This window comes from Chryseobacterium polytrichastri (genome assembly GCF_900142445.1).
GTDB lineage: Bacteria > Bacteroidota > Bacteroidia > Flavobacteriales > Weeksellaceae > Chryseobacterium > Chryseobacterium polytrichastri.
The window spans coordinates 143713-165205 of record NZ_FRAV01000004.1 but is presented as its reverse complement, the minus strand read 5'-3'; the positions used below and the strand labels follow the sequence as shown (position 1 = coordinate 165205).

Here is a 21493-nt window from a genome sequence, read left to right as displayed (position 1 = left end):
TGGTTCGAAATAATTTTTTTTCATCATTTGTGTTTTTACCTTCTTACAATCCCATTGTAAGAAGGTTTTGTTTTTATTGGACCCCTATTAAAGTACCCGAAACATTCCATGAACTGAAACTTGTTCCTTCCGTTGGCCCTTGAGGGATCTTAATCTGCATGGTATGTTTTCCAGCTTTTAAATCTCCAAGCGAAATAAAATTAGGATTGGTAATTGTTCCGGGACACCAATTTGATCTGCTTAAGTCTGATGATGAAAGTCCATCCGGAAAATTTCCCGAAGCTGGATTGTATAAACGATAAGAACCACAGTCTGTTCTCCAAGGTGTAAAAGTAAATGCCATTTTATTATCTAAGAAAATTGAATTAGGTTTAGGAATGAATTCATCTCCGTTTTCCCAACCACCATGGCCAGTTGTTGTATATCTTAGCTGAGCATTTTTCAAATCTTTTTGTAAGGTAAATTCTACAAAAAGTCCTTTGTCGGTATTAAACATGGTAGAATAATCCTGTCCGGCCATTTCCATAATATTCAATGTATTAAATAAAGGAATCACCGTATTGTTTTTATTCACGTTTTGATCACTTTTATGAATTGTAATTTCTAAACTCACTTTGTGGCCGCCTTTGTCATAGTTGCCGATAAATGTACCAATCCACAGTTCTTTTTCCGATAAAGAAGGTTTCAGTTCAGTAATGTCCTGACGGTAAGGTGTGATAGTTTGCCAGGTTTTTCCTTTTAATTCAATATGATTAAATTTTTGAGTCCCGAAAGCAGTGAAAAATCTCATCATTTCAATTGCTGGATTATAATTTTCGGTTGAAGCTATCCCGTAATATTGTTTTCCGTTTCCGTTGTCATAAAGCGGAAGTGTCTTTGCTCCCTTTTCTAATCCGTCAAAAAAAGATTGTGATTTATCTTGCGGAATAAAGAAAACAGTTCCGGTTCTGTCGTAGGCGTCGCCGTTAGATTGTTGCTTTAATTCAGCGAAAATAAGTTCACCTTCTGAAATTTTTGGAAATTTTATTTTTTTAAGGATAATAGTTCCGTTGGCAAATCTTTTTATTTGTTCATCTGATTTTGATTCACCTGAAAAATTGATAGTCTCATTCTCAAATACTTTTAAGGTAGTAAATCTACTTTTCCAAAGTAGATCTTTATATCCTAATAGATCAGTAGAATTTATTGAACCTTTTAATAAGGCTTCAATTTCAGTTTTCTTCACTTTTTTTATTGAGCTGGCTGTGATCAATGAATTTTTGTTACGCTCAACCTCTAGTACTAAACCTAAGTTTTGTCCTAACGTAGAGGGGCCGCCTTTTATTTTTAAATCGTTTGTATACCAAACCTCAATGGTATTGGAATTGATTTTTGTTATAGCTTTTTTGCAATTGTATCCCAGTATTTTTTTTGTTTCATTGGTGAATTCAAAAGTTTGTTTTCCTATGGATTCTGCATCGGAAGTTGAAATGATTTCGTTTGATTTTAAAAATCCATAAGATATAATAGTGTTCGATGGTTTTTCAACTTTCGTGATTTCAAATGGATAATCACTTTTCTGTTCCCTTATTTTGTTATTTAAGATAAAGCTTTCCTTCTCATTGGCCCAAACTAGAGTGGGAGTTTGATCTGTCAATACTTTTCCATTGTACGAACTGATGTATTGAATTTCGTAAGTCTGAGCAAACGTCAAACAAAATAGATAGAAAGTAAAAAAGCTTAAGATTTTTTTGAACATAATTAATAAAGTTGATTTTTCACAAAGATAAAATTTAGTTGACATACTATCAACTTTGTGATTTTTAGAAATAGTTTTTGAACAATTGGTATGAAATAGTATTGTGAAAGTTACACCTTAGTAAAGAATATTAATTTTTCAGACAATTTCTATTTTTCAATATCAGATAACAAAAAACTACTCTAAAAAATAGAGTAGTTCATGTATTTTGATAATGTAATGTTAAGCTAATGTATTAAGCAAGTCTTTCGATCAAAGCCATGTAGAATCCATCATACCCTTCGCTAGGCATTACTTTTTCTTCTTTAACCATTTTGAAATCCGGATTGTTTTTCAAGAATTCTTCAACCTGCAAATTGTTTTCAGAAGGTAGGATAGAACATGTTGCATATACCATTTTTCCTCCTTTTTTAAGGATTTTAGAATAATCCTGAAGAATTTGCTGTTGCTCTTTTTTAATTCTATCGATAAAATCTTGGTCGATTTTCCACTTACTGTCAGGGTTTCTTTTCAAAACTCCCAGACCTGAACATGGCGCATCAATCAACAATCTGTCAGCTTTCTCATGAAGACGTTTGATTACTTTATTGTCAGCAATCATACGGGTTTCAATGTTGTGAGCTCCAGCTCTTTTTGCACGACGTTTTAGCTCAGCCAACTTCCATTCATAAATATCTAAGGCAATAATTTGTCCTTTATTCCCCATCAAAGCAGCTAAGTGAAGTGTTTTTCCACCTGCACCTGCGCAAGCATCCACAACTCTTTGACCCTCTTTTACATCAAGGAAATATCCGATTTTTTGTGAAGTAGCATCCTGAACTTCAAATAATCCATCCTTAAAAGCAGTTGTAAGAAAAACATTCTTTTTCTCTTCCAATTGTACTGCATCTGGATAATTTTTCACAGTATAAGAAACAATATTATCAGATTCTAGGTCAGAAATAAGTTCTCTTGGTGTAGTTTTTAATGCATTCGCTCTTAAAACGGTAGGAGCGCGCTCGTTCAGAGCTTTCATTTCTTTTTCCCAGATCGGACCTAATTCTCTTTCCAACGTTTCAACCAACCATTCAGGAATAGAATATTCTATTGCCTTGGTAGGAACAGTTCCTTTTTTAAGCTTAGTGGTGATATCAGCGATTTTTATTCCTTCAAATTCTTCAAATCTTTTATAATTTGTTTTGCTCCAAAGTAAATATGCGATGATAAGTTTGTAAATATTATCTGGTTTTACACCTTCTCCCATATAATATTCCAAACGTTTTTTCCAACGGATGATATTATAGAAAATCTCAGAAACAACAGCTCTGTCCTGGCTTCCCCATTTTCTGTGAGCTTTTAAAAGTCTTTCGATTACTTTATCGGCGTATTTATTTTTCTCGAAAAATGTTTCTTGTAAAGCATCGTGAATTCCGATCGCTAAGTTTCTGTGAATAAGTTCCATAAATTGCTTCTCCTGTTTTGAATCTGCAAAAATACGAATTATAGTTGAGAGATACGAGTTTCCTTTTTTGAGTTTCTAAATTTACCTTAAATAGGGGGCTATAGCTCCTTTATTCAAAATTTATCGACTTATTTTAAAATCATACCTTTGCAAAAAATAAAAAATATGAGTGATACTGTACTTTGTCCGAAATGTGGTTCCGAATTTACTTATCCAAGCGATAATATGACGGTTTGTTCCCAATGTTTTTACGAATGGAATCCTGAGGAAGCAGCTTCTGAAGCGGCAAACGAAGGTAAAATCCTTGATGCTAACGGAAATGAATTACAAGATGGAGATTCTGTAGTAGTGGTGAAAGACCTTCCAGTAAAAGGAGCTCCAAAACCGGTGAAAGCTGGGACTAAAGTAAAAAATATCCGTCTAAGACCAGACAGTGATCATAATATTGATTGTAAAATTGATGGTTTTGGCTCAATGGCTTTAAAATCTGAATTTGTAAAGAAAGCGTAAGTTTATAACCTTACATAGATATAATAAGAATGCGTCTTTAGGCGCATTTTTTTATGAATTAAGACACAAAAAAAGGAAAGAATTGGACAGTGTTATCTTTCGAAGACTTGATTGCGGAGTTTGCTAATGTTCGTCTAATGGATGAAAGAGAATTAACCAAAAATTTCCTTATGCTGTGGTACTACAAATCTAAGAAAAAGATTGATATATTATAATCTTTTTTATCCACAAATTAATAATAACTGTTAGTAAATGTGGTGATTATGTTTTTTTTAAAGAAGCTATTTCCAGCTATCCACTCATACTCCTCGTGCCAGCGCACACCAACTCCTAAACCCTCCGACGCTCCGAAACTTACTGCGGGGTAACCGTTTATATCTGGGCTAGGGTAGTAGTCGTTTTTACAAGATTTGTCATTGCGAGGAGCGAAGTGACGAAGCAATCTCTTAATAATCTTAACCTCTTAACAAAAACCTTAATGGTTAAATTTTAAAATGATCGGTATATTTAATCAAAAGAAATTTTAACCCAATTTTCTAGCTTTCCATCAGTATAAACAACAAGTTCTTTATCTTCCATTTTTAACTTATTCCAATAATGATTTCCTGCAAATCGGCTTTCTAAAACCTCTGCTTCAAAACCATTTTCAGAAATTGTAATTTCTTTCGGATAATAAGAAAACTTAGAGAGTCCAAACGTTGAAATTTCATTTTCATTGAAAATATTCACTTCTCCAAAAAGCTTTGCTACATAAGTGTTGTAAGGATTTTTATATGTTTCTTCCGGGCTTTCATTCTGAATTAATCTTCCCTCCTGAAGAATAACGATCTGGTCAAGCCAAGGCATAATGTCCTGTAATTCGTGAGTTGATATAATTAAAGAAATATGATGTTCTTTTACATATCTGAACAATTTTTCACGAAGTTCAATCTTTCTTGGGAAATCCAGATTACTGAACGGTTCGTCTAAAATCAATAATTTCGGAAGTACAGAAAGAGCTCTTGCAATAGCAACTCTCTGCTGCTGTCCACCACTTAGATATTTAGGTAGAATATCAGCGAATTCTTCCAATCCAACAACTTCAAGAAGTTCAGTTACGGTTTCCTTCTTCTTTTTTAAATCAATATTAGAGATAAATTTCCCCACATTTTCAGCCACAGTAGAGTAAGGCATCAGATCAAAATTCTGTGCTACAAATTTCATTTCAGCTTCTCCGGGAACAAGATTTCCTTTTGGACCGTAGAGTTGCGTACCGTTAAAGATAATTTCACCACTTTCCCAGTCTAATAATCCGTAAATCAAATTGAGTAAAGTAGATTTTCCGCATCCGCTTTCCCCTGCCAGCGCAATGATTTTACCCTCTTCAAATTTGATGTTGAGGTTGTTAAACAATGGTTTGTCTTTGGTATGTGAGAAGTGTAAATTGTTTATTTCTAAAAGCATGATACAAATGTACTATTTTTAGGAAAAAATATTTTTTTTTATTATATTAGCAGTTACAATAAAAATATATCAAAAATGAGAAAAAAACTGTTTTCATTCGCTATTCCTGCTCTTTTTACTGCAGTTGTAGTGGTTTCTTGTAATAAAGACAAACCGCTGACAAGTGAAGGTAATGAAGTTGCTACAACGAAAGAAGGTAGCCAATATACGCTGGATACATTGAACAGTAAGGTGGAGTGGAAAGGATATAAAGTTTTTAAATCTGAAAATACAAGCCATTTTGGAACTATAAAATTTGAAAGTGGAGATGTTACCATAAAAGATGGAAAATTAGAAAGTGGAAAATTCGTTGCTGATATGAATTCCTTAACATCAGTAGATTTAAAAGATAATGCAGATCAGTTAGGAAAATTAAATGGCCATTTAAAAAGTGGAGATTTCTTCGAAGTAGAAAAATTTCCGACAGCTTCTTATGAAATTACAAAAGTTACTCCCGCTGCAGAAGGTGATTACAATACACTTTTGGAGGGTAATTTAACAATTAAAGGGATTACAAAACCTGTTCAGTTTAAGGCAAATGTTTCCGTGAAAAACGGAGAAGTAAGTGTAGCAACTGAACCTAAGGATATTAAAAGAGAAGAATTTGGTGTGAAGTTTCAGGCTCCTGCTGAAAATGGGGTTATTAAAGATGATGTAACGCTTCAGATCAACGTTAAAGCATTAGAAAAAAAATAATTTTTTTATTTAAGTGAAATAAGTGATTGAAGTCTGCCTCCGAAAAGAGGCAGATTTTTTTATTTGAAATAAATTATTAAACTTAAAAACCGTATTTTTGCAAAACATTTTTGAAAGTGTAGAATAATGATAGAAAAGATAGAAGAACTACTTGTTGAAGTAAATGGCTTTAATGCTACATCTAGAGAGGAGATAGAGAACTTCCGAATTAAGTACAATGGTAAAAAAGGTGTTCTGAATGATTTTTTTGAAAAATTTAAAGAAGTTCCGAACGACCAGAAGAAAGAATTTGGACAGAAGATCAATACTCTAAAGCAAGCTGTTGCTGTAAAATTGGAAGATTTGAAAACATCGTCTGAATCTTCTATTATCTTAGAAAAAGAAGATCTTACGAGACCTGCTTTTCCATTAGATTTGGGCTCAAGACATCCAATCAATGTGGTGAAGAACAGAATTATTGAGATTTTTAAATCTATCGGATTTGCAGTTGCAGACGGACCAGAGATTGAAGATGACTGGCATAACTTTACAGCCCTAAATCTTCCTGAATACCATCCGGCAAGAGATATGCAGGATACTTTCTTTATTGAGCAAAATCCTGATCTTTTGTTGAGAACGCATACTTCTTCTGTACAAATTCGTTACATGGAAGAAAACCAACCGCCGATTAGAATTTTATCTCCGGGAAGAGTATTTAGAAATGAAGCTATTTCTTCACGTTCACACTGTATTTTCCACCAGATTGAAGGATTGTATATTGACGAGAATGTAAGCTTTGCGGATATGAAGCAAACGATCCAATTCTTTACAACTGAACTTTTCGGTAAGTCTAAAATCAGAATGAGACCTTCTTATTTCCCTTTTACTGAGCCAAGTGCTGAGATTGACGTATATTGGGGATTAAACTCAGAAACTGATTACAGAATTACTAAAGGAACTGGTTGGTTAGAAATTATGGGTTGTGGAATGGTAGATCCTGCCGTTCTTAAAAATGTGAATATTGATTCTGAGAAATATTCAGGATATGCTTTCGGAATGGGTATTGAAAGAATTACAATGCTTCTTTACCAAATGAGCGATATCAGAATGTTCTTCGAAAATGATATCCGAACGTTAGAACAGTTTAAAACTTTATAATAAAAAATAAACCTCCGAAATATTTCGGAGGTTTTGTTTTTTAATTACTGACCTTAGAAACAAAACGTAATTAAAAAACTAACTGTATAAATATAACAATTGATAGATTGAAAGTATTACATATAAAACAAAAATGCCTGTAAAAAATATTACAGACATTTTCAAAATTAAAAAACTAACTATATTTTTATTTCGTGAATTTCAAAGGATATTTCACATTTTTAAAATCATCAATACTGGCTTTTAAAGAACCTACGGCTAATTCAGCTTTTAAAAGCATCGGAACATGGTTCGCATCATTGGAAACCCACATCGTTACTCCTTCTTTCTCTTTAAAAACTCTTCCACTTTTTACAGACGGAATAATTTTTAAGCAGTTAATTGTTCCAAACTTGGTTTTTAAATCTTCTGTTCCTGTTACTTTTAACTGAAATGGGAACATTTCATCATCAATCCAAACATTCATGTTGATTATAGTTCCAACCTTCAATTCAGCTGGGCTTTTACTTCTTAAATAATAAAAACATGAAAGCATATCCTGAACTCCTTTTACCGATTTTATTACTTTAGAACCGTTTGCTGGTTTTTCCTTATCAGTTAAAATTAAAGTCTGATTATCGTGATTAAAAACCGTTTCAAAATGTTGTGTATAACTTCCTTCCTTTACATTTCTTACATAAAAACTGGGAAGTCCGGTTTGTATGTTAATAAAGCTCTCATATAAATCTTCTACTTTAAAGAACGCCTTTACAGCGCCCGTTGTTTGACCTGTTCCCTTCACATATAAATGTGGAGTACCTTGATATGTTGTTATTTTAGTTGTTAAATTGGCAGTTCCGGCATTTAGAAAACCATAGTGAATTCTTAAGGTTAAAGACTCGCCGTTGGCAATATTATCTATTTGAGCGGTACCCAAACAGAAAATGAAAAAAGTTAAAATAATAAATATTTTCTTCATAGTAAAAGCATTAACAAAAAGGCTGCCAAATTTAACATTTCCAGCTTTTTAATGATATTTGATAAATCTCAGCTTTTTATTTAGACTGAATTAAAGAAGCTTCGCGTTAAAATTAGTAAATTTGCAGCTATACATCTAATTAAATTATCTTTTACTATGATAACTACAGACATATTGATTATAGGAGCAGGACCGACAGGACTTTTTGCAGTATTTGAAGCGGGTTTGCTTAAAATGAAATGCCATATCATTGATGCACTTCCTCAACCGGGAGGACAATTGACAGAGCTTTATCCTAAAAAACCTATTTTCGATATTCCTGGATATCCTTCAGTAAATGCAGGGGAATTAATTGATAATTTAATGGAACAGATCAAGCAGTTTCAACCTGGTTTTACATTGGGAGAAACGGCTGTTTCTTATTCTAAAGTAGATGATGAGTGGTTTGAGGTTATTACCAACAAAGGAACCGTACACAGAGCAAAAGCAATTGCGATTGCAGGTGGTTTGGGAACGTTTGAACCAAGAAAACCAACTTTTGAAAATGTAGCTGATTACGAAGAAAAAGGGCTTGAATATTTCGTTAAAGAACCTGAACATTTCAGAAATAAAAAAGTGGTGATTGCCGGAGGTGGTGATTCTGCGTTGGATTGGAGTATTTTCTTGTCAAATGTTGCAAGTGAAGTTACTTTAATTCACAGAAGAAATGAGTTCAGAGGAGCTTTGGATTCTGTTGAAAAAGTACAGGATCTTAAAAATCAAGGAAAGATCAAATTAATCACGCCTGCTGAAGTTACAGGAATTAAAGGAGATGGAAAAGTAGAATCAATCACTGTTGTGAAAGATGGTGAAGAAGCTTATGATCTTGAAACTGATTATTTCATTCCTTTATTCGGATTGACTCCAAAATTGGGAGATATTTCTAAGTGGGGCTTGAATATCGAGAAAAATGCAATTGTTGTTAATAATGCATTAGACTATCAAACAAACATCGATGGAATCTACGCAATCGGAGACATCAACACTTATCCGGGTAAATTGAAGTTGATTCTTTGTGGTTTCCATGAGGCAACATTGATGTGTCAAAGTGTTTACAACAGACTAAATCCAGGTAAAAAATACGTCTTAAAATATACAACGGTAAGTGGAGTAGACGGGTTCGACGGAAGTCGTAAAGAAGCTGAGAAAGCGGTTGTGAAAAAAATTGACTAATTTTGCAAAATTATGTCAGATATTAATATAAAAATCACCGACAGAGACGGTGTAACTCACGATATTGTTGCTCCTACGGATATGTCCATGAATTTAATGGAAATCATCCGTTCGTATGAATTAGCAGAAGAAGGAACAATCGGAGTTTGTGGAGGAATGGCGATGTGCGCTTCATGTCAGGTATACGTGATCAGTGATCCGGGACTTGTACAAATGGGCGATGAAGAAGATGCAATGCTTGCAGAGGCTTACCATGTGAAAGAGAATAGCAGATTGGGTTGCCAGTTGCATATTGTTCAAGAAATGGAAGGTCTTGAAGTGGAGATTGCTCCTTATCCTTAGAAAATTTTAATTTTAAAAATATAAACTCCCGAAGAAAAATCTTCGGGAGTTTTTGGTTTTTATAGATGAATTTAATTTTATCGTTATTTTGCTGGCTGAAATTTTGGATGTCCTACTTGCCATAAAGCAAACGCATAAATATCAGAATATTCATGGAAAACAACATCTTTATCACTTGTAAAATGTCCGTTTTCATAATTTACATATAATAGAACAGGTTTTCCTGAACCTGAATTTTTTTGTAAAATTGCAGCAAATTTACCAGGTTCCCAAGGCGTAATCCTTGAATCGTTCATTCCGGTACGGATGATTACAGCGGGATATTTTACTCCTTTTTTTACTTTACTCTGAGCGTCCATTTCCATTAAATTTTTTGTATCCTCTTCATTTTTTAGGGTTCCCACTTCAGGAATTTGGTTCGGACCATTGGCGGTAGTTTCTGAACGAAGTGCATTCGTCATACCAACTTCGGCAATCGCAACAGCGAAAAGATCCGGTCTTTCAGTTATTGCCCTTCCGATAAGAACTCCACCCATACTTACTCCGTTTCCAATAAGTTTTGAAGGAGAAGTGTATTTTTGAGCAATTAGATATTCTGAACAGGCTATGAAGTCTTTCCAAGTATTAGGTTTATTCGCTTTCATACCTGTTTTATGCCAGTTTTCACCTTTTTCACCTCCACCTCTTACATGAGCAATAGCTAATACAACTCCTTGTTCTAATAATGCGGTCAATCTTTGGGAAAATCTTGGTTCATAAGAGATTCCATAGCCACCATATCCAGTGATATAAGCAGGAGAAGAGCCATCCATTTTCATGTTTTTAGGATAAATAATAGAAAGCGGAACCATTACACCATCGTGACTTTTTACTTCAATTTCTTTTACTGTATATAACTTGTTGTAGTCTGGATAGTTTTCGTCAGAACTAAGATATTTGCTCTTTACCGGGTCGCCTTTTTCGGGGTTATAATCATAAATTGTTAATGGAGTAAGCCAATTCACATTCTCACAATAAATATTGTCATTTTCATGCGGATTTAATGATAATGAAGAATTTACACCAGAAGGCAATGGAACCTTTTTAGTATTTAAAGTATTTATATTTACTTGATATTTATCTCTTGTAATACCATTACCTAATGAATAATATAAATAGTTTTTAGAAGTGTGAATTGCAATAATCACTGCATCTTTACTTTCTGGGACAACTATTTTTGCATTAGCAAAATCTGGTTTTGTTAAGCTTGTAAGTATAATTTTATAATTGGGAGCGTCTTTATGGGTAAGTAAGAAAAGTTTATCATTAGAAATATAAACATCCGTAATATCATCAGAAGGTTTTACGATCTGTTTCCAGTTGATTGTTTTATTTTTTAAATCTGAATATGGTGCAACAAAGATTGGGCTTTCAGATTTTACAGAGCTTAGTCTCAGAATAATATATTTATAATCGTCACTAAATGTTATACTTGTAAATTGCTCAGTCAAAGCATTTAATTCGGGATAATCTACTCTTGAAGCTAATATTTTATCATTTTTCACATCAGTACCAATCTCGTGAAGCATAGCTTTCATATCTTTTAAAAGCATATTACTATTGGGATCTCCAGTACTCATTTTGGTATAAATGATAGACTTGCCATCTTGTGTAAATTCAAAATTAAATTCACTCCAGATAGGATCAATTATATCGTTCAATAATTTTTTTGTATTAAGATCTAATATTCTAAGCTCACAAATCTCACCTCCGGATTTTGATAGTAATAAAGCAATTTTTTGAGCCTTTAGATCAACGGTGAAATTGGTTATTTGAGTTCCTTTTTTGATTGTTTCAGGATCAAATATCAAAACTTCTTTTCCTGTAGAAATATCTTTTGAATATAGTTTTGAAAGATTTTCTCCTTTTTTTGTTTTTGAATAAAAATATGAATTTTGCCTTTGCATGATAACACCAAAAGAATCTCCGCTCATGTTTTGAATATCTTTCATTTGTTTGAAAAGATCTTCACGATGAGCAATTTTGTCGATAATAGTATTGCTAAAGTCAGACTCAGCTTTAAACCAAGATTGCACAGAGGAACTTTTAAGATCTTCAAGCCATCGGTAATTATCTATAATTTTAGTTCCGAAATAATCATCTACAACAGGATGTTCCGGCGTTGCTGGATAGTTATATTGAGCGGAAAAGAATTGGCAACAGATTAAGCCAGTAAATAAGAATTTTAATTTCATATAATTGTATTTTTTAATATTTCTTACAACGGGGATAAAATAATAATTATTGCAAATGTATTAAACTTCGGATTTATAAGTGATATGATTACAAATAAAAATATCCAAAATCAAACGACTTTGGATATTCAATATAGCAATTACATTATTTTATTTCTGAGGAATATTCGCTAAAATATCTTTTAGGAAACTCCAGAATTTCTGTGTAGAAGGAATGTTGGCTTTTTCATCAGGAGAGTGAGCCCCTCTGATCGTTGGTCCGAAACTTACCATTTCCATTTTAGGATAGTTGGCTCCGATAATTCCACATTCTAAACCTGCATGACAAGCTACAACGTGTGGTTTTTCGTTAAATTTATCGGTGTAGATTTTCTCCATCAACTGAACGATCTCAGAACCTGGTTTTGGTTTCCATCCTGGATAAGAACCACTGAACTCAGTATTCATTCCGGCTAATTCTGCCACAGATTTTAACTGTTCTGAAACAGAATCTTTAGAAGAATCAACCGATGATCTTGAAAGGTTTAATATTTTTAATCCTCCTTCTTTTAATTCAACTCTTGCCACGTTATTTGAAGACTCTACCAAATCTTTAACATCCGGACTCATTCTGTAAACACCGTTGTGAAGCGCTTTTAAAGTTAAAATGATTTTCTTTGAATCTTCTTCTGAGATAGCTTTATCAGAACTTGTTGCGTTTTCAATATTGATATGAAGTGCTGGTTCAACCGTTGCAAATTCTTCTAAGATTTCATTTTTAAGACCTGTGGTTACTGCTTCTATAAATTCCTGAGCATTTCTCACAGATACGATAGCAGAAGCTTCTCTTGGAATTGCATTTCTCAATCCACCTCCGTCAACAGAGATTAATTGAATGTTTTCTTTTGTTAAACCGCTATAAAGTAGTCTTCCTAAGATAACATTTGCATTTCCGAAGCCTTTATGGATATCCATTCCGGAGTGACCGCCTTGTAAACCTTTAACTTCAATTCTTACAACTTGTCCGTTTGAAGCTTGTGTTTGATAATTTTGAGAAATCGTAACATCAATTCCACCAGCGCAGCCGATGTCAATTTCATCATCTTCTTCTGTATCAAGATTTAATAAGATTTCTCCTTGTAATTGTCCGGGCTTCAAGCCAATTGCTCCCGTCATTCCTGTTTCTTCATCAATAGTGAAAAGCGCTTCCAACGCTGGATGAGGAATATCTGAACTTTCTAGGATAGACATAATAGTAGCCACTCCTAAACCGTTATCAGCTCCTAAAGTTGTTCCTTTTGCTTTTACCCAATCTCCATCAATCTCCATTTTGATTCCTTCGGTTTCGAAATCAAAACTTACATCATTATTTTTTTGACAAACCATATCTAAATGCGATTGTAGCACGATAGATTTGCGGTTTTCCATTCCTGCAGTGGCCGGTTTTTTAATAATTACATTTCCTACTTCATCAACCGTAGTTTCCAATCCTAGATCTTCACCAAATCCTTTAATGAAAGCAATTACTTTTTCTTCTTTTTTTGAAGGTCTTGGAACAGCATTAAGTTTGGAAAAATTTTTCCACACTATTTGTGGTTCTATATTAGATAATTCCATGAAATTTTATTTTTATCAAAATTACGAAATAAAAAATGCTTCCGTAAATCTGGAAGCATTTTTTTTGCTGAAAGCTAGAAGTTGTTTAACATCCACATTCACCATAAATAGGCAATGTTTCTACAGTGCCATCTGGTTTTTCAATGGTTAATGTACCTTGGAATAATAAAGCTTCTTCCCCTTTTATTTTTTTACCTTTTACAGAGATTTTGTAATCGTCAATTTCGATTTCTTTACTCAATTCTTCATCGGCTTCCATGTCGCTTGACGAGATAAGATTCATTGCTAATCTTTTACCATCCAACTTCATGTAGGCTGTTTTTCCTGCATCATCCGCATAAATGTATTTCTCTGCTTCAAAATCTGCTTTGTTTCTGGCAAAATAACATGAACATTCTTTAATCTCTTTTGGAAAAGGAAAGTTCTCAACTAATATTTTTTCTGAAGAAGCATTTGTATTTGCAGAATCCTGAACTATATTCAGTGAATCTTTAGCTTCTGAATTTGAAATTGTTTCTTTGTCTTTTTTACAAGCGACCAATAAGAACGCTGAAAAGAAAATAATTAGGTATTTCATTGTTTGTGGTTTGTTTTATTTATCCTCGGGCTCTTTCAAGAAGAACCATCATTAATAATGAAAGAACAACTAAACTTTCGTCTTCGTCATCAATATCAATCATTCTGTCAAGCTGAAATCTTCTTCCAAAAAACGATGGCATTTTTTTAAGTTTAAAATATTCCTTTCCGTCAACATCTTTTACCGTGTAAGCCGGATTAAGGAAATATCCTGTAAACATACCAATAATTGGGATCTCACTTACCATTCCGTCGAAAAATTTTGTCCATGCATTATCTTCTGTTACCGTAAATTTTGGTTGATCATTCGCATCCAAAATGTTGTAAGTAGATTTCCAGATAGAACGCATTCCTTTTCTAGCCAATCTTCCGTAGTTTTTCTTATCGATAAGATCATTTAGTGAATAAGAAGAGTTAAAATCAATCCATTTATTCGCTTGAATTCTGAAAAGTTCTTTTGATTTGCTTTCATCATTGAAAACGAGAACATCCTCTTTCAATTTAAACATTTTTTGGCGAACATAGGCTACATAGTTTCCGTTTTTGTCCGTAATATTGAAGTCACTGGCTAATGTGGTGATTTTAAATTTAAAATCCAGTGGATAATTTAGGTTATTAAGTGCCATTCAGTTTATATTTTTCTCAAATTAATAGTAAGTTCCAAAGATAAATGTTTTATTGGAACTATCTTGGGATTTAGCCCCCGTAAAACTACGGAAAATCATCTTTTTGTATTATTTTTGTAGGTATGGATTACCCGAGTAAAGTTTTGGCAAAAGCAGTGGATGAAATCTCCGGATTACCAGGGATTGGAAGGAAAACAGCTTTACGTTTAGCATTGCATTTATTGAAGCAGCCCAATTCTAGAGCGGTAACTTTAGGAAATTCTCTAATTAACCTGGTTAACGAAATAAAATACTGTAAAGAATGTCATAATTTTTCTGATTTTGAAATTTGTGAAATTTGTAGTAATCATAAACGAAATGACGAAGTTATTTGTATTGTAGAAGATGTTCGTGATGTTATTGCCATTGAAAATACAGGGAAATATACAGGAAAATATTTAATCTTAGGTGGGAAAATTTCTCCAATGGAAGGAATTGGACCCAACCAGTTGAATATTTCGAGTATTGAAAAAAAGCTTAACGGTGGACAAGTGAAAGAATTCATTTTTGCATTAAGTGCAACAATGGAAGGTGATACAACGGCGTATTATATCTATAAGAAATTCAAAAACTTTGATGTGAATTTTTCAAGCATTGCAAGAGGAATTTCAGTAGGAGACGAGTTGGAATATGCCGATGAAATTTCTTTGGGAAGATCAATTATCAATAGGTTACCTTATAATGAAGGAAGTTAATAATTATTTCTAAATTAATTTTAAATGATCTCCGTAATAATCCCAATGTATAATGCAGAAAAAACAGTTCTTAAAGCGTTGGATTCTGTTAAATTCCAAACATATGATTTGGAGGCGTTTGAGATTATTGTGATTAATGATGGATCTACTGATCAAAGTGAAATTTTAGTTGAAAATTATATAAAAGCTAATACTGAAATTAATATTCAATTGATTAATCAGCCCAACGGAGGAGTTTCTAAAGCTAGAAATGTAGGATTAAAAGTTGCAAAAGGAAATTATATTGCCTTATTGGATTCAGATGATGAATGGTTGCCAAATAAAACAGAAAAGCAACTATTTTTCTTACAAAATGAAAAAGTTGATTTTATTACTGCTTTAAGGAACGGTGAAAAGATTTGGTTTCCTTATAAAACAGGAGAGAATAATTTAGCCAAAATGAGTTTACGAAGACTCCTTTTAAGAGTGGATGGACAAACTTCTACTGTAATATTTAAGAGTAAAGTTATTGAGAATACAGGTTTTTTTGATGAAAATCAACGATATTCTGAAGATGCTAATTATTGGATGAAAATTTCCAAGAATAACAGGATGTATATTTTAGCTGAAGAATTAGTTTTTACAGGTGGTGGAAAGAAATCGTTTGGAGTTTCAGGTTTGTCTGCCAATCTTCCTGAAATGGAAAAAGGGATACAGAAAAATTTACGTGAAATGTATGAAAACAAAAGAATAAATTTTATTGAATATATTTCTTTTTTCTGCTTTTCTAAAATTAAATTTTTTGTTAGGATTTTAAAAACAAAAATATGATCTATAAGATTTTTTGGGCATTAAGAGCTGTATTGTATGCTCCATTTTTCGGAAAGTTTGGTTTTCCGGGATATTTGGGTAGACCTTTGTTTTTAATGGGTATCAAAAAAGTTTTTATAGGTAAGAAAGTAAGAATTTTTCCTCATTTAAGGCTAGAAGTTCATCGTTCAGGAACAGTTTGTATTCAGGATGATGTTGTTATTTCGCAAAACGTACATATTACTTCTGCCGGAAATTTGGTTATTGGTAAAAGTTCATTAATATTAGCCAATGTGTTTATTACCAATATTGATCATGATTATGAAGAGATTGGTAAGCATGTGGTAAAACAAGAGTATCTTGTGAAAGATACCATAATAGGCGACAATTGTTATATTGGAATGGGGTCTGCAATTTTGGCGGGAACTATTTTAGGAAAACAATGTGTTGTAGGGGCAAACTCAGTAGTGAGAGGTGAGTTTCCTGATTATTGTGTTATCGTTGGGGCTCCGGCTCGAATCGTTAAAAAATATAATCTCGAAAGTCAGAAATGGGAAAAAGTCAATTAATCATATGATGAAGATTTTAATCACAGGTGGAGCTGGTTTTATAGGAAGTAAGCTATCATTAGAGCTTACAAAAAAAGGATATGAGGTAACGGTGTTGGATAATCTTTCATCGCAGATTCATGGAGAAGATCCAACGGTAGATTCGCCTTTGTATAAGAGTATTTTGAATAAGATCAACTTTATTAAAGGAGATGTTACCAATCGTGAAGACTGGGAAAATGCGATTGAAGATCAGGAAGTAATTGTCCATTTGGCAGCTGAAACGGGTACCGGACAATCAATGTACCAGATTGAGAAATATACAGAAGTAAATGTTTCGGGAACAGCAAAAATGCTGGATATTTTGGTTAATAAAACCCATCATGTTAAGAAAGTCATTATCGCTTCTTCCAGAGCTATTTATGGCGAAGGAAAATATCTTCATCCAAAGCTAGGATTGGTGTATCCTAAACCAAGGAAAGTGGAAGAAATGAAGAGCGGAGATTTTGAAGTGAAATATTCTGACGGACAAGTTTTGGAAGCTCTTCCGACAGATGAAGAATCAAAAATTCATCCTACATCTATTTACGGAATCACAAAACAGAATCAAGAGCAAATGGTAATGACAACGTGCGCTGCTATCGGGATTGAACCTGTTTCATTAAGATTTCAGAATGTATATGGTGAAGGTCAATCTTTGTTGAATCCTTATACTGGAATTTTATCCATTTTTTCATCACAAATTCTTAATGGAAATGATATTAATATTTTTGAAGACGGTAAAGAATCAAGAGATTTTATACATGTAGATGATGCGGTGAAAGCAACGATAAAATGCATTGAGAGTGATGAAGCTAATGGCGAAATTTTTAATGTGGGAACTGGAGTTTCTACTGCTGTAACTGCGGTTGCTGAAAACCTACGAAAATTTTACAATAAAGATTTTGATATTAATGTTTCGGGGCAATTCCGTTTGGGAGACATCAGGCATAACTTTGCGGATATCAGTAAAATTAAATCAAAACTAAATTTCCAACCAAAGATATCTTTCGAAGAAGGAATGTCGAGGTTTACAACTTGGGTATTGCAACAGAATATTCAGGATATAAAATTCAAAGAGTCGTTGGAAGAAATGAAGGTTAAAGGACTTTTAAAATGATCGGTTTAAAAGACAAAAAAATACTTTTTTTATCGGTTAGCTTTTTCAAATATGAGAGAGCTATTGCAAAAAGATTGACAGAGATAGGTGCTGAGGTTGATTTTTATGATGAAAGACCTTCAAATTCTAATTTCTCAAAAGGTATTATTCGATTAAATAAAAAACTGTATCAATCTCAGATTACAAAATATTACAATGACATTGTAAGTGAGATTCAACATAAAAAATACGATTATTTTCTATTAATAAAAGGCGAGGCTATTCCTGTTTTTTTTCTTGAAAAAATTAGAGAATTGAATCCTGATATAGAAATGATCTACTATAATTTCGATCCATTAAAGGAGTATCCAAATCTGATCTCCAATCTTAAATATTTTGACAAGAAGATTACATTTGAATATGATGATTCGGTTACCTATGGATTGAATTTCAGGCCGCTGTTTTATTTGGATGAATATAAAAGTTTACATCAAAACGCTAAGGCTACTGAATATGATATTGTATTTATCGGAAGTGCCCATACAGATCGTTACATTGTAGGAGAGCAGGTAAAAGCTAAGGCAGAAAGTCTTCAGTTAAAAACTTTCTTTTACTATTATGCAATGGGAAAGATCGCGTTTAGAATTAAAAAGCTAATTGATAAAAATCTAAAGAAGTTTGATAATAATAAATTAAGTTTCGAAAAACTGAGTCATCAGCAAATCATCGATTATTATCAAAAATCAAAGTCTGTTCTGGATATTAATAAACCTTTTCAATATGGTTTAACTATCAGAACTTTTGAGGTATTGGCTTCAGGTAGAAAGCTGATAACAACGAATACTGATATTAAAAATTATCCTTTTTATAATCCTAAAAATATTTTGGTTCTTGATCGTGATAATATTCAGCTAGACTCAGATTTTTTTAAAACTGATTTTGAACATTTGGATGAAAAAACTTTATACATGATGTCTCTGGATTCTTTTATAGAATGCTTATTTATTCAGAACCAGGATGAATATTGGAATACCTATAGATAAGAATAAGTAGTTACAATATAAATAAAAAAATAGCTCTCGATTTGAGAGCTATTTCTATATGTAAAAATATTATTTGCTTATTTAGCCGGTGCTGCAGGAGCGTTAGCCGGAGTAGCTGTTTTAGAAGCCGGAGCAGATTGTGCAGGCGTTTCTTTCTTAATTGACTGTTGAGCGGGAGCCGCTTGTGTAGGCTTTCCTGTAATTACAACGCTGATAAGAATAAGAGCGATAATAATTGCTCCTAAGCTCCATGTTGCTTTTTCCATGAAGTCATTGGTTCTTTGTACTCCGAACTGTGCAGAAGATGCACCTCCGAATGTACTTGAAAGACCTCCACCTTTTGGGTTCTGAGCCATAACAACGATTACTAATAAAACACTAGCAATCATAGTGAGAACCATCAATAAAATAAATATAGTATCCATGAATTTGATATCTTTTTGAATGGGCAAATTTAATCTTTTTTTACTGAATGGCAAAAAAAAGATGTTAGTAAATGGTAATAAAAATAAAAACGGCAACAATTGTTGCCGTTTTTTATATGAAATAGGTTGTTCTTATTTAAAATCAGAATCTTTAGCCTGATTAATTTGGTAAGATTGTACCGCTAAATTAATATCCATCCCACCCATATTTTGAATGATTGTGAAAGGGAATTTTACACCTGAAACCTCTTTGTAATCTGAATAGCTTGTTGGGATAGAACCTCCTTCACCAGCTTTTACCTCACCCGTTTTCAAGCCCGTTTTTACACTGTAGTAATACGTGTCTTTTGGACCTTTTACGACATAAGAATCTTCGTTGTTGTATTTTTCAATTCCTGCTAGTTTGTGATCAGCAGACTTTGCAAAAATAAGTTCCGGGAAAAGTTCGGTGTCTTTTGCCATATCCACTTTTTGCTTGTCGCTAAGTGGAGCTTTCTTTCCTTGAGCTTCCATGTAACCATCTTTACCGTCAAAAACAATCTTCTGAATGGTGTTACCCATCATTTTCATGTCCATTGCCATTTTTCCGCCCTTTCCTTGAATCATTTTCATGCTCATATCCATTCCCTGAACTTTGGTAGTGGCATCGGTACTGATGTAATTTACTTTTTGTACAGCCGCTAAACCACCGATAGCATTGATATATTTATCAGCAACAGATCCTATTGTTACGCTGGCGTCAACTTTCTGAGCAGCTGGTTTTGCAACAGGATTAGCATCTTTGTCAAAATATTTAACCGGGTAACCTAGTTTTTCCAATCCTTCAGAAATATCAGAAGCCTTACCGGCAATGAAAATTCTGCTTTGGTTTGGTAAGATGGTAGCTTTTACAGCATTGGTAATATCTGCAGAAGTTACTTTATCAATTGACTTTAAATAGTTCGTATAAAAATCAGAAGGTAAATCCTGTACTTTTTGGTTCAAAGCAAATCTTGCAATCGTTTCAGGCTTCTCTAAAGACATAATGAAAGAACCTTTCAATTTAGCTTTAGCATTTTCTAATTCTTCTGGTTTTACAGTTGAGATTGCGTTAAGTTCATTCATGAATTCTTTAACCGCTTTATCTGTAACCTCGTTTCTTACACTTGATTCTGCAGAAAACTCAGGAGAGTATTTGCTTGCCGTCATGCTTGAATACGCTCCGTATGTAAATCCGTTTTTCTCACGAAGATTCATGAAAAGTCTTGCTTCACCACCGCCACCTAAGATGTAGTTAGCCATCGTTGCTGGGAAGTAGTTTGCGTCTTTCATTTTTAAATTGTTCAGGTTACTTACCGAAACAACAGATTGTACAGCAGAAGGAACATCAACCACATTGATTTCTGTTTTTGCCACATTAGAAGCTGGTTCTAAAGGAGCAAAAGTAGTATTCGCTTTTTTCCAGTTGTTGAACGCTTTTTCAATCAACGGTTTTACCTGATCAAATTTTACATCTCCAACAATAACCAAGTAAGCGTTGTCTGGAGTGTAATATTTTTTGTAAACATTCTGTACGTCGGCTAATTGAATTTTATTGATTGATTCAACAGTTTCAAATTCACCTCTTGCTGTATTTTTTCCATACATCAAAGCGTTAGAAACTCTGTTTGCGATAGAAGAAGCATTTTTCTCATCAGATTTCAAGCCTTCAATAGCTCTTTCTTTAGAGTTTTGAATTTCTTCAGCAGAGAATTTAGGGTTGATAATAGCATCAGCCATTAAACCCAATACTTCAGGGAAATATTTTGAAAGAGAATTAGCAAAAGCTCCATTTGAAGAGAAGCTAAGGTTTGCTCCTAAGAAATCAACTTTTTTGTTGAACTCATCTTTGCTAAAGTTAGTCGTTCCGTTTTCGAACTGTTCTGCCATGATCCCGCTTACTCCGGTTACATTTCCTTCGTAATAAGGAGGTCTGTCCATAGAAAGGTTAGCGTTTACTCTTGGTAGTTTGTTGTTTTCAACTACCATTACTGTAAGTCCGTTGCTTAACTGGAAAGTTTTTGGCTTAGCAATGTTGATCGCAGGAGTAGGTCCTGGTTTCGGCATTGCATTAATATCTATTTTTTGGGCAGAAAGCATTCCTGTGAATAAAAATGCTACTGCTATATATGTTAATTGCTTTTTCATTTGTAAAAATTTAATTTTTAATAATTCTTCTTTTAAACAATTGATATTATTTCTTGGGTCTGACAAATTGATTCATCTGATATCTAGAATCTAATATCTTAT

Annotated in this window: 20 protein-coding genes; 10 read left to right on the top strand and 10 right to left on the bottom strand. The window is 33.3% G+C overall.

Going from position 1 to position 21493, the window contains the following annotated elements; translation table 11 throughout:
- Positions 1-73: 73 nt before the first annotated feature.
- Positions 74-1738 carry a GLPGLI family protein gene (locus BUB80_RS03860; RefSeq protein ID WP_073291091.1) on the bottom strand — a complete coding sequence of 555 codons (1665 nt, stop codon included), beginning with the start codon at positions 1736-1738 and terminating at the stop codon, positions 74-76.
- A gap of 235 nt (positions 1739-1973) precedes the next feature.
- Positions 1974-3179, bottom strand: coding sequence for an RsmB/NOP family class I SAM-dependent RNA methyltransferase (locus tag BUB80_RS03855; RefSeq protein WP_073291090.1), 1206 nt, complete (start codon positions 3177-3179; stop codon positions 1974-1976).
- Positions 3180-3344: 165 nt separating this feature from the next.
- Between BUB80_RS03855 and BUB80_RS03850 the strand changes: the two genes are divergently transcribed.
- On the top strand, positions 3345-3689 hold the full coding sequence (locus BUB80_RS03850; RefSeq protein WP_073291088.1) for a zinc ribbon domain-containing protein YjdM: 345 nt from the start codon (positions 3345-3347) through the stop codon (positions 3687-3689).
- Positions 3690-4196: 507 nt separating this feature from the next.
- On the opposite strand, the gene BUB80_RS03845 is transcribed toward BUB80_RS03850, so the two are convergent.
- Positions 4197-5132, bottom strand: coding sequence for a sulfate/molybdate ABC transporter ATP-binding protein (locus BUB80_RS03845; protein ID WP_073291086.1), 936 nt, complete (start codon positions 5130-5132; stop codon positions 4197-4199).
- Positions 5133-5207: 75 nt separating this feature from the next.
- On the opposite strand from BUB80_RS03845, the gene BUB80_RS03840 reads away from it, so the two are divergent.
- Positions 5208-5867 (top strand): YceI family protein, encoded by a 660-nt coding sequence (locus BUB80_RS03840; RefSeq protein WP_073291085.1) that lies wholly within the window; start codon positions 5208-5210, stop codon positions 5865-5867.
- Between the two features lie 126 nt (positions 5868-5993).
- Positions 5994-7004, top strand: a complete 1011-nt coding sequence (pheS, locus tag BUB80_RS03835) for a phenylalanine--tRNA ligase subunit alpha (RefSeq protein WP_054511197.1) — start codon at positions 5994-5996, stop codon at positions 7002-7004.
- Positions 7005-7191: 187 nt separating this feature from the next.
- On the opposite strand, the gene BUB80_RS03830 is transcribed toward pheS, so the two are convergent.
- Positions 7192-7962 (bottom strand): DUF3108 domain-containing protein, encoded by a 771-nt coding sequence (locus BUB80_RS03830; RefSeq protein WP_073291083.1) that lies wholly within the window; start codon positions 7960-7962, stop codon positions 7192-7194.
- 156 nt (positions 7963-8118) lie between these two features.
- Here BUB80_RS03830 and BUB80_RS03825 point away from each other — a divergent pair, with 156 nt between their 5' ends.
- Complete coding sequence (locus BUB80_RS03825; RefSeq protein WP_073291081.1) at positions 8119-9174, top strand: NAD(P)/FAD-dependent oxidoreductase; 1056 nt, start codon at positions 8119-8121, stop codon at positions 9172-9174.
- A gap of 12 nt (positions 9175-9186) precedes the next feature.
- A complete protein-coding gene (locus BUB80_RS03820) occupies positions 9187-9516 on the top strand; it encodes a 2Fe-2S iron-sulfur cluster-binding family protein (protein ID WP_073291079.1) in 330 nt (109 codons plus the stop codon).
- Between the two features lie 83 nt (positions 9517-9599).
- Here BUB80_RS03820 and BUB80_RS03815 read toward each other — a convergent pair whose 3' ends face one another.
- From BUB80_RS03815 to BUB80_RS03800, 4 genes are all read right to left on the bottom strand, one after another.
- Positions 9600-11750 (bottom strand): prolyl oligopeptidase family serine peptidase, encoded by a 2151-nt coding sequence (locus BUB80_RS03815; RefSeq protein ID WP_073291078.1) that lies wholly within the window; start codon positions 11748-11750, stop codon positions 9600-9602.
- Between the two features lie 150 nt (positions 11751-11900).
- A complete protein-coding gene (locus tag BUB80_RS03810) occupies positions 11901-13346 on the bottom strand; it encodes an aminoacyl-histidine dipeptidase (RefSeq protein ID WP_073291076.1) in 1446 nt (481 codons plus the stop codon).
- 85 nt (positions 13347-13431) lie between these two features.
- A complete protein-coding gene (locus tag BUB80_RS03805; RefSeq protein WP_073291074.1) occupies positions 13432-13923 on the bottom strand; it encodes a hypothetical protein in 492 nt (163 codons plus the stop codon).
- A 19-nt stretch (positions 13924-13942) separates the two neighbouring features.
- Positions 13943-14548: an LURP-one-related family protein gene (locus BUB80_RS03800; RefSeq protein WP_073291072.1), complete on the bottom strand. Its 606-nt coding sequence runs from the start codon at positions 14546-14548 to the stop codon at positions 13943-13945.
- A gap of 122 nt (positions 14549-14670) precedes the next feature.
- Here BUB80_RS03800 and recR point away from each other — a divergent pair, with 122 nt between their 5' ends.
- Genes recR through BUB80_RS03775 form a run of 5 tightly spaced genes read left to right on the top strand, consistent with a single transcriptional unit; the run spans position 14671 to position 18800 of the window.
- Complete coding sequence (gene recR, locus BUB80_RS03795; protein ID WP_073291070.1) at positions 14671-15282, top strand: recombination mediator RecR; 612 nt, start codon at positions 14671-14673, stop codon at positions 15280-15282.
- Positions 15283-15306: 24 nt separating this feature from the next.
- Positions 15307-16092, top strand: a complete 786-nt coding sequence (locus BUB80_RS03790) for a glycosyltransferase family 2 protein (protein WP_073291068.1) — start codon at positions 15307-15309, stop codon at positions 16090-16092.
- The gene (locus BUB80_RS03785) at positions 16089-16640 is read left to right on the top strand and encodes an acyltransferase (RefSeq protein ID WP_073291066.1); all 552 of its coding nucleotides are present in this window, start codon (positions 16089-16091) and stop codon (positions 16638-16640) included. Before BUB80_RS03790 ends, BUB80_RS03785 begins: the two co-directional genes overlap by 4 nt.
- A gap of 4 nt (positions 16641-16644) precedes the next feature.
- Positions 16645-17778 (top strand): NAD-dependent epimerase/dehydratase family protein, encoded by a 1134-nt coding sequence (locus tag BUB80_RS03780; protein ID WP_073291064.1) that lies wholly within the window; start codon positions 16645-16647, stop codon positions 17776-17778.
- On the top strand, positions 17775-18800 hold the full coding sequence (locus BUB80_RS03775) for a WaaS/CpsH family glycosyltransferase (RefSeq protein ID WP_073291062.1): 1026 nt from the start codon (positions 17775-17777) through the stop codon (positions 18798-18800). The genes BUB80_RS03780 and BUB80_RS03775 overlap by 4 nt, the downstream gene beginning before the upstream one ends.
- 77 nt (positions 18801-18877) lie before the next feature.
- Here BUB80_RS03775 and secG read toward each other — a convergent pair whose 3' ends face one another.
- Together secG and BUB80_RS03765 are read right to left on the bottom strand one after the other, a co-directional pair.
- On the bottom strand, positions 18878-19225 hold the full coding sequence (gene secG, locus BUB80_RS03770) for a preprotein translocase subunit SecG (RefSeq protein WP_054511396.1): 348 nt from the start codon (positions 19223-19225) through the stop codon (positions 18878-18880).
- Positions 19226-19357: 132 nt separating this feature from the next.
- Positions 19358-21391, bottom strand: a complete 2034-nt coding sequence (locus BUB80_RS03765) for a M16 family metallopeptidase (protein WP_073291060.1) — start codon at positions 21389-21391, stop codon at positions 19358-19360.
- Positions 21392-21493 lie beyond the last annotated feature (102 nt).

Bases quoted from the DNA above. Each gene is read 5' to 3' on its own strand.
- BUB80_RS03860 (WP_073291091.1), bottom strand. From the start codon at position 1,738: ATGTTCAAAAAAATCTTAAGCTTTTTTACTTTCTATCTATTTTGTTTG.
- BUB80_RS03855 (WP_073291090.1), bottom strand. From the start codon at position 3,179: ATGGAACTTATTCACAGAAACTTAGCGATCGGAATTCACGATGCTTTA.
- BUB80_RS03850 (WP_073291088.1), top strand. From the start codon at position 3,345: ATGAGTGATACTGTACTTTGTCCGAAATGTGGTTCCGAATTTACTTAT.
- BUB80_RS03845 (WP_073291086.1), bottom strand. From the start codon at position 5,132: ATGCTTTTAGAAATAAACAATTTACACTTCTCACATACCAAAGACAAA.
- BUB80_RS03840 (WP_073291085.1), top strand. From the start codon at position 5,208: ATGAGAAAAAAACTGTTTTCATTCGCTATTCCTGCTCTTTTTACTGCA.
- pheS (WP_054511197.1), top strand. From the start codon at position 5,994: ATGATAGAAAAGATAGAAGAACTACTTGTTGAAGTAAATGGCTTTAAT.
- BUB80_RS03830 (WP_073291083.1), bottom strand. From the start codon at position 7,962: ATGAAGAAAATATTTATTATTTTAACTTTTTTCATTTTCTGTTTGGGT.
- BUB80_RS03825 (WP_073291081.1), top strand. From the start codon at position 8,119: ATGATAACTACAGACATATTGATTATAGGAGCAGGACCGACAGGACTT.
- BUB80_RS03820 (WP_073291079.1), top strand. From the start codon at position 9,187: ATGTCAGATATTAATATAAAAATCACCGACAGAGACGGTGTAACTCAC.
- BUB80_RS03815 (WP_073291078.1), bottom strand. From the start codon at position 11,750: ATGAAATTAAAATTCTTATTTACTGGCTTAATCTGTTGCCAATTCTTT.
- BUB80_RS03810 (WP_073291076.1), bottom strand. From the start codon at position 13,346: ATGGAATTATCTAATATAGAACCACAAATAGTGTGGAAAAATTTTTCC.
- BUB80_RS03805 (WP_073291074.1), bottom strand. From the start codon at position 13,923: ATGAAATACCTAATTATTTTCTTTTCAGCGTTCTTATTGGTCGCTTGT.
- BUB80_RS03800 (WP_073291072.1), bottom strand. From the start codon at position 14,548: ATGGCACTTAATAACCTAAATTATCCACTGGATTTTAAATTTAAAATC.
- recR (WP_073291070.1), top strand. From the start codon at position 14,671: ATGGATTACCCGAGTAAAGTTTTGGCAAAAGCAGTGGATGAAATCTCC.
- BUB80_RS03790 (WP_073291068.1), top strand. From the start codon at position 15,307: ATGATCTCCGTAATAATCCCAATGTATAATGCAGAAAAAACAGTTCTT.
- BUB80_RS03785 (WP_073291066.1), top strand. From the start codon at position 16,089: ATGATCTATAAGATTTTTTGGGCATTAAGAGCTGTATTGTATGCTCCA.
- BUB80_RS03780 (WP_073291064.1), top strand. From the start codon at position 16,645: ATGATGAAGATTTTAATCACAGGTGGAGCTGGTTTTATAGGAAGTAAG.
- BUB80_RS03775 (WP_073291062.1), top strand. From the start codon at position 17,775: ATGATCGGTTTAAAAGACAAAAAAATACTTTTTTTATCGGTTAGCTTT.
- secG (WP_054511396.1), bottom strand. From the start codon at position 19,225: ATGGATACTATATTTATTTTATTGATGGTTCTCACTATGATTGCTAGT.
- BUB80_RS03765 (WP_073291060.1), bottom strand. From the start codon at position 21,391: ATGAAAAAGCAATTAACATATATAGCAGTAGCATTTTTATTCACAGGA.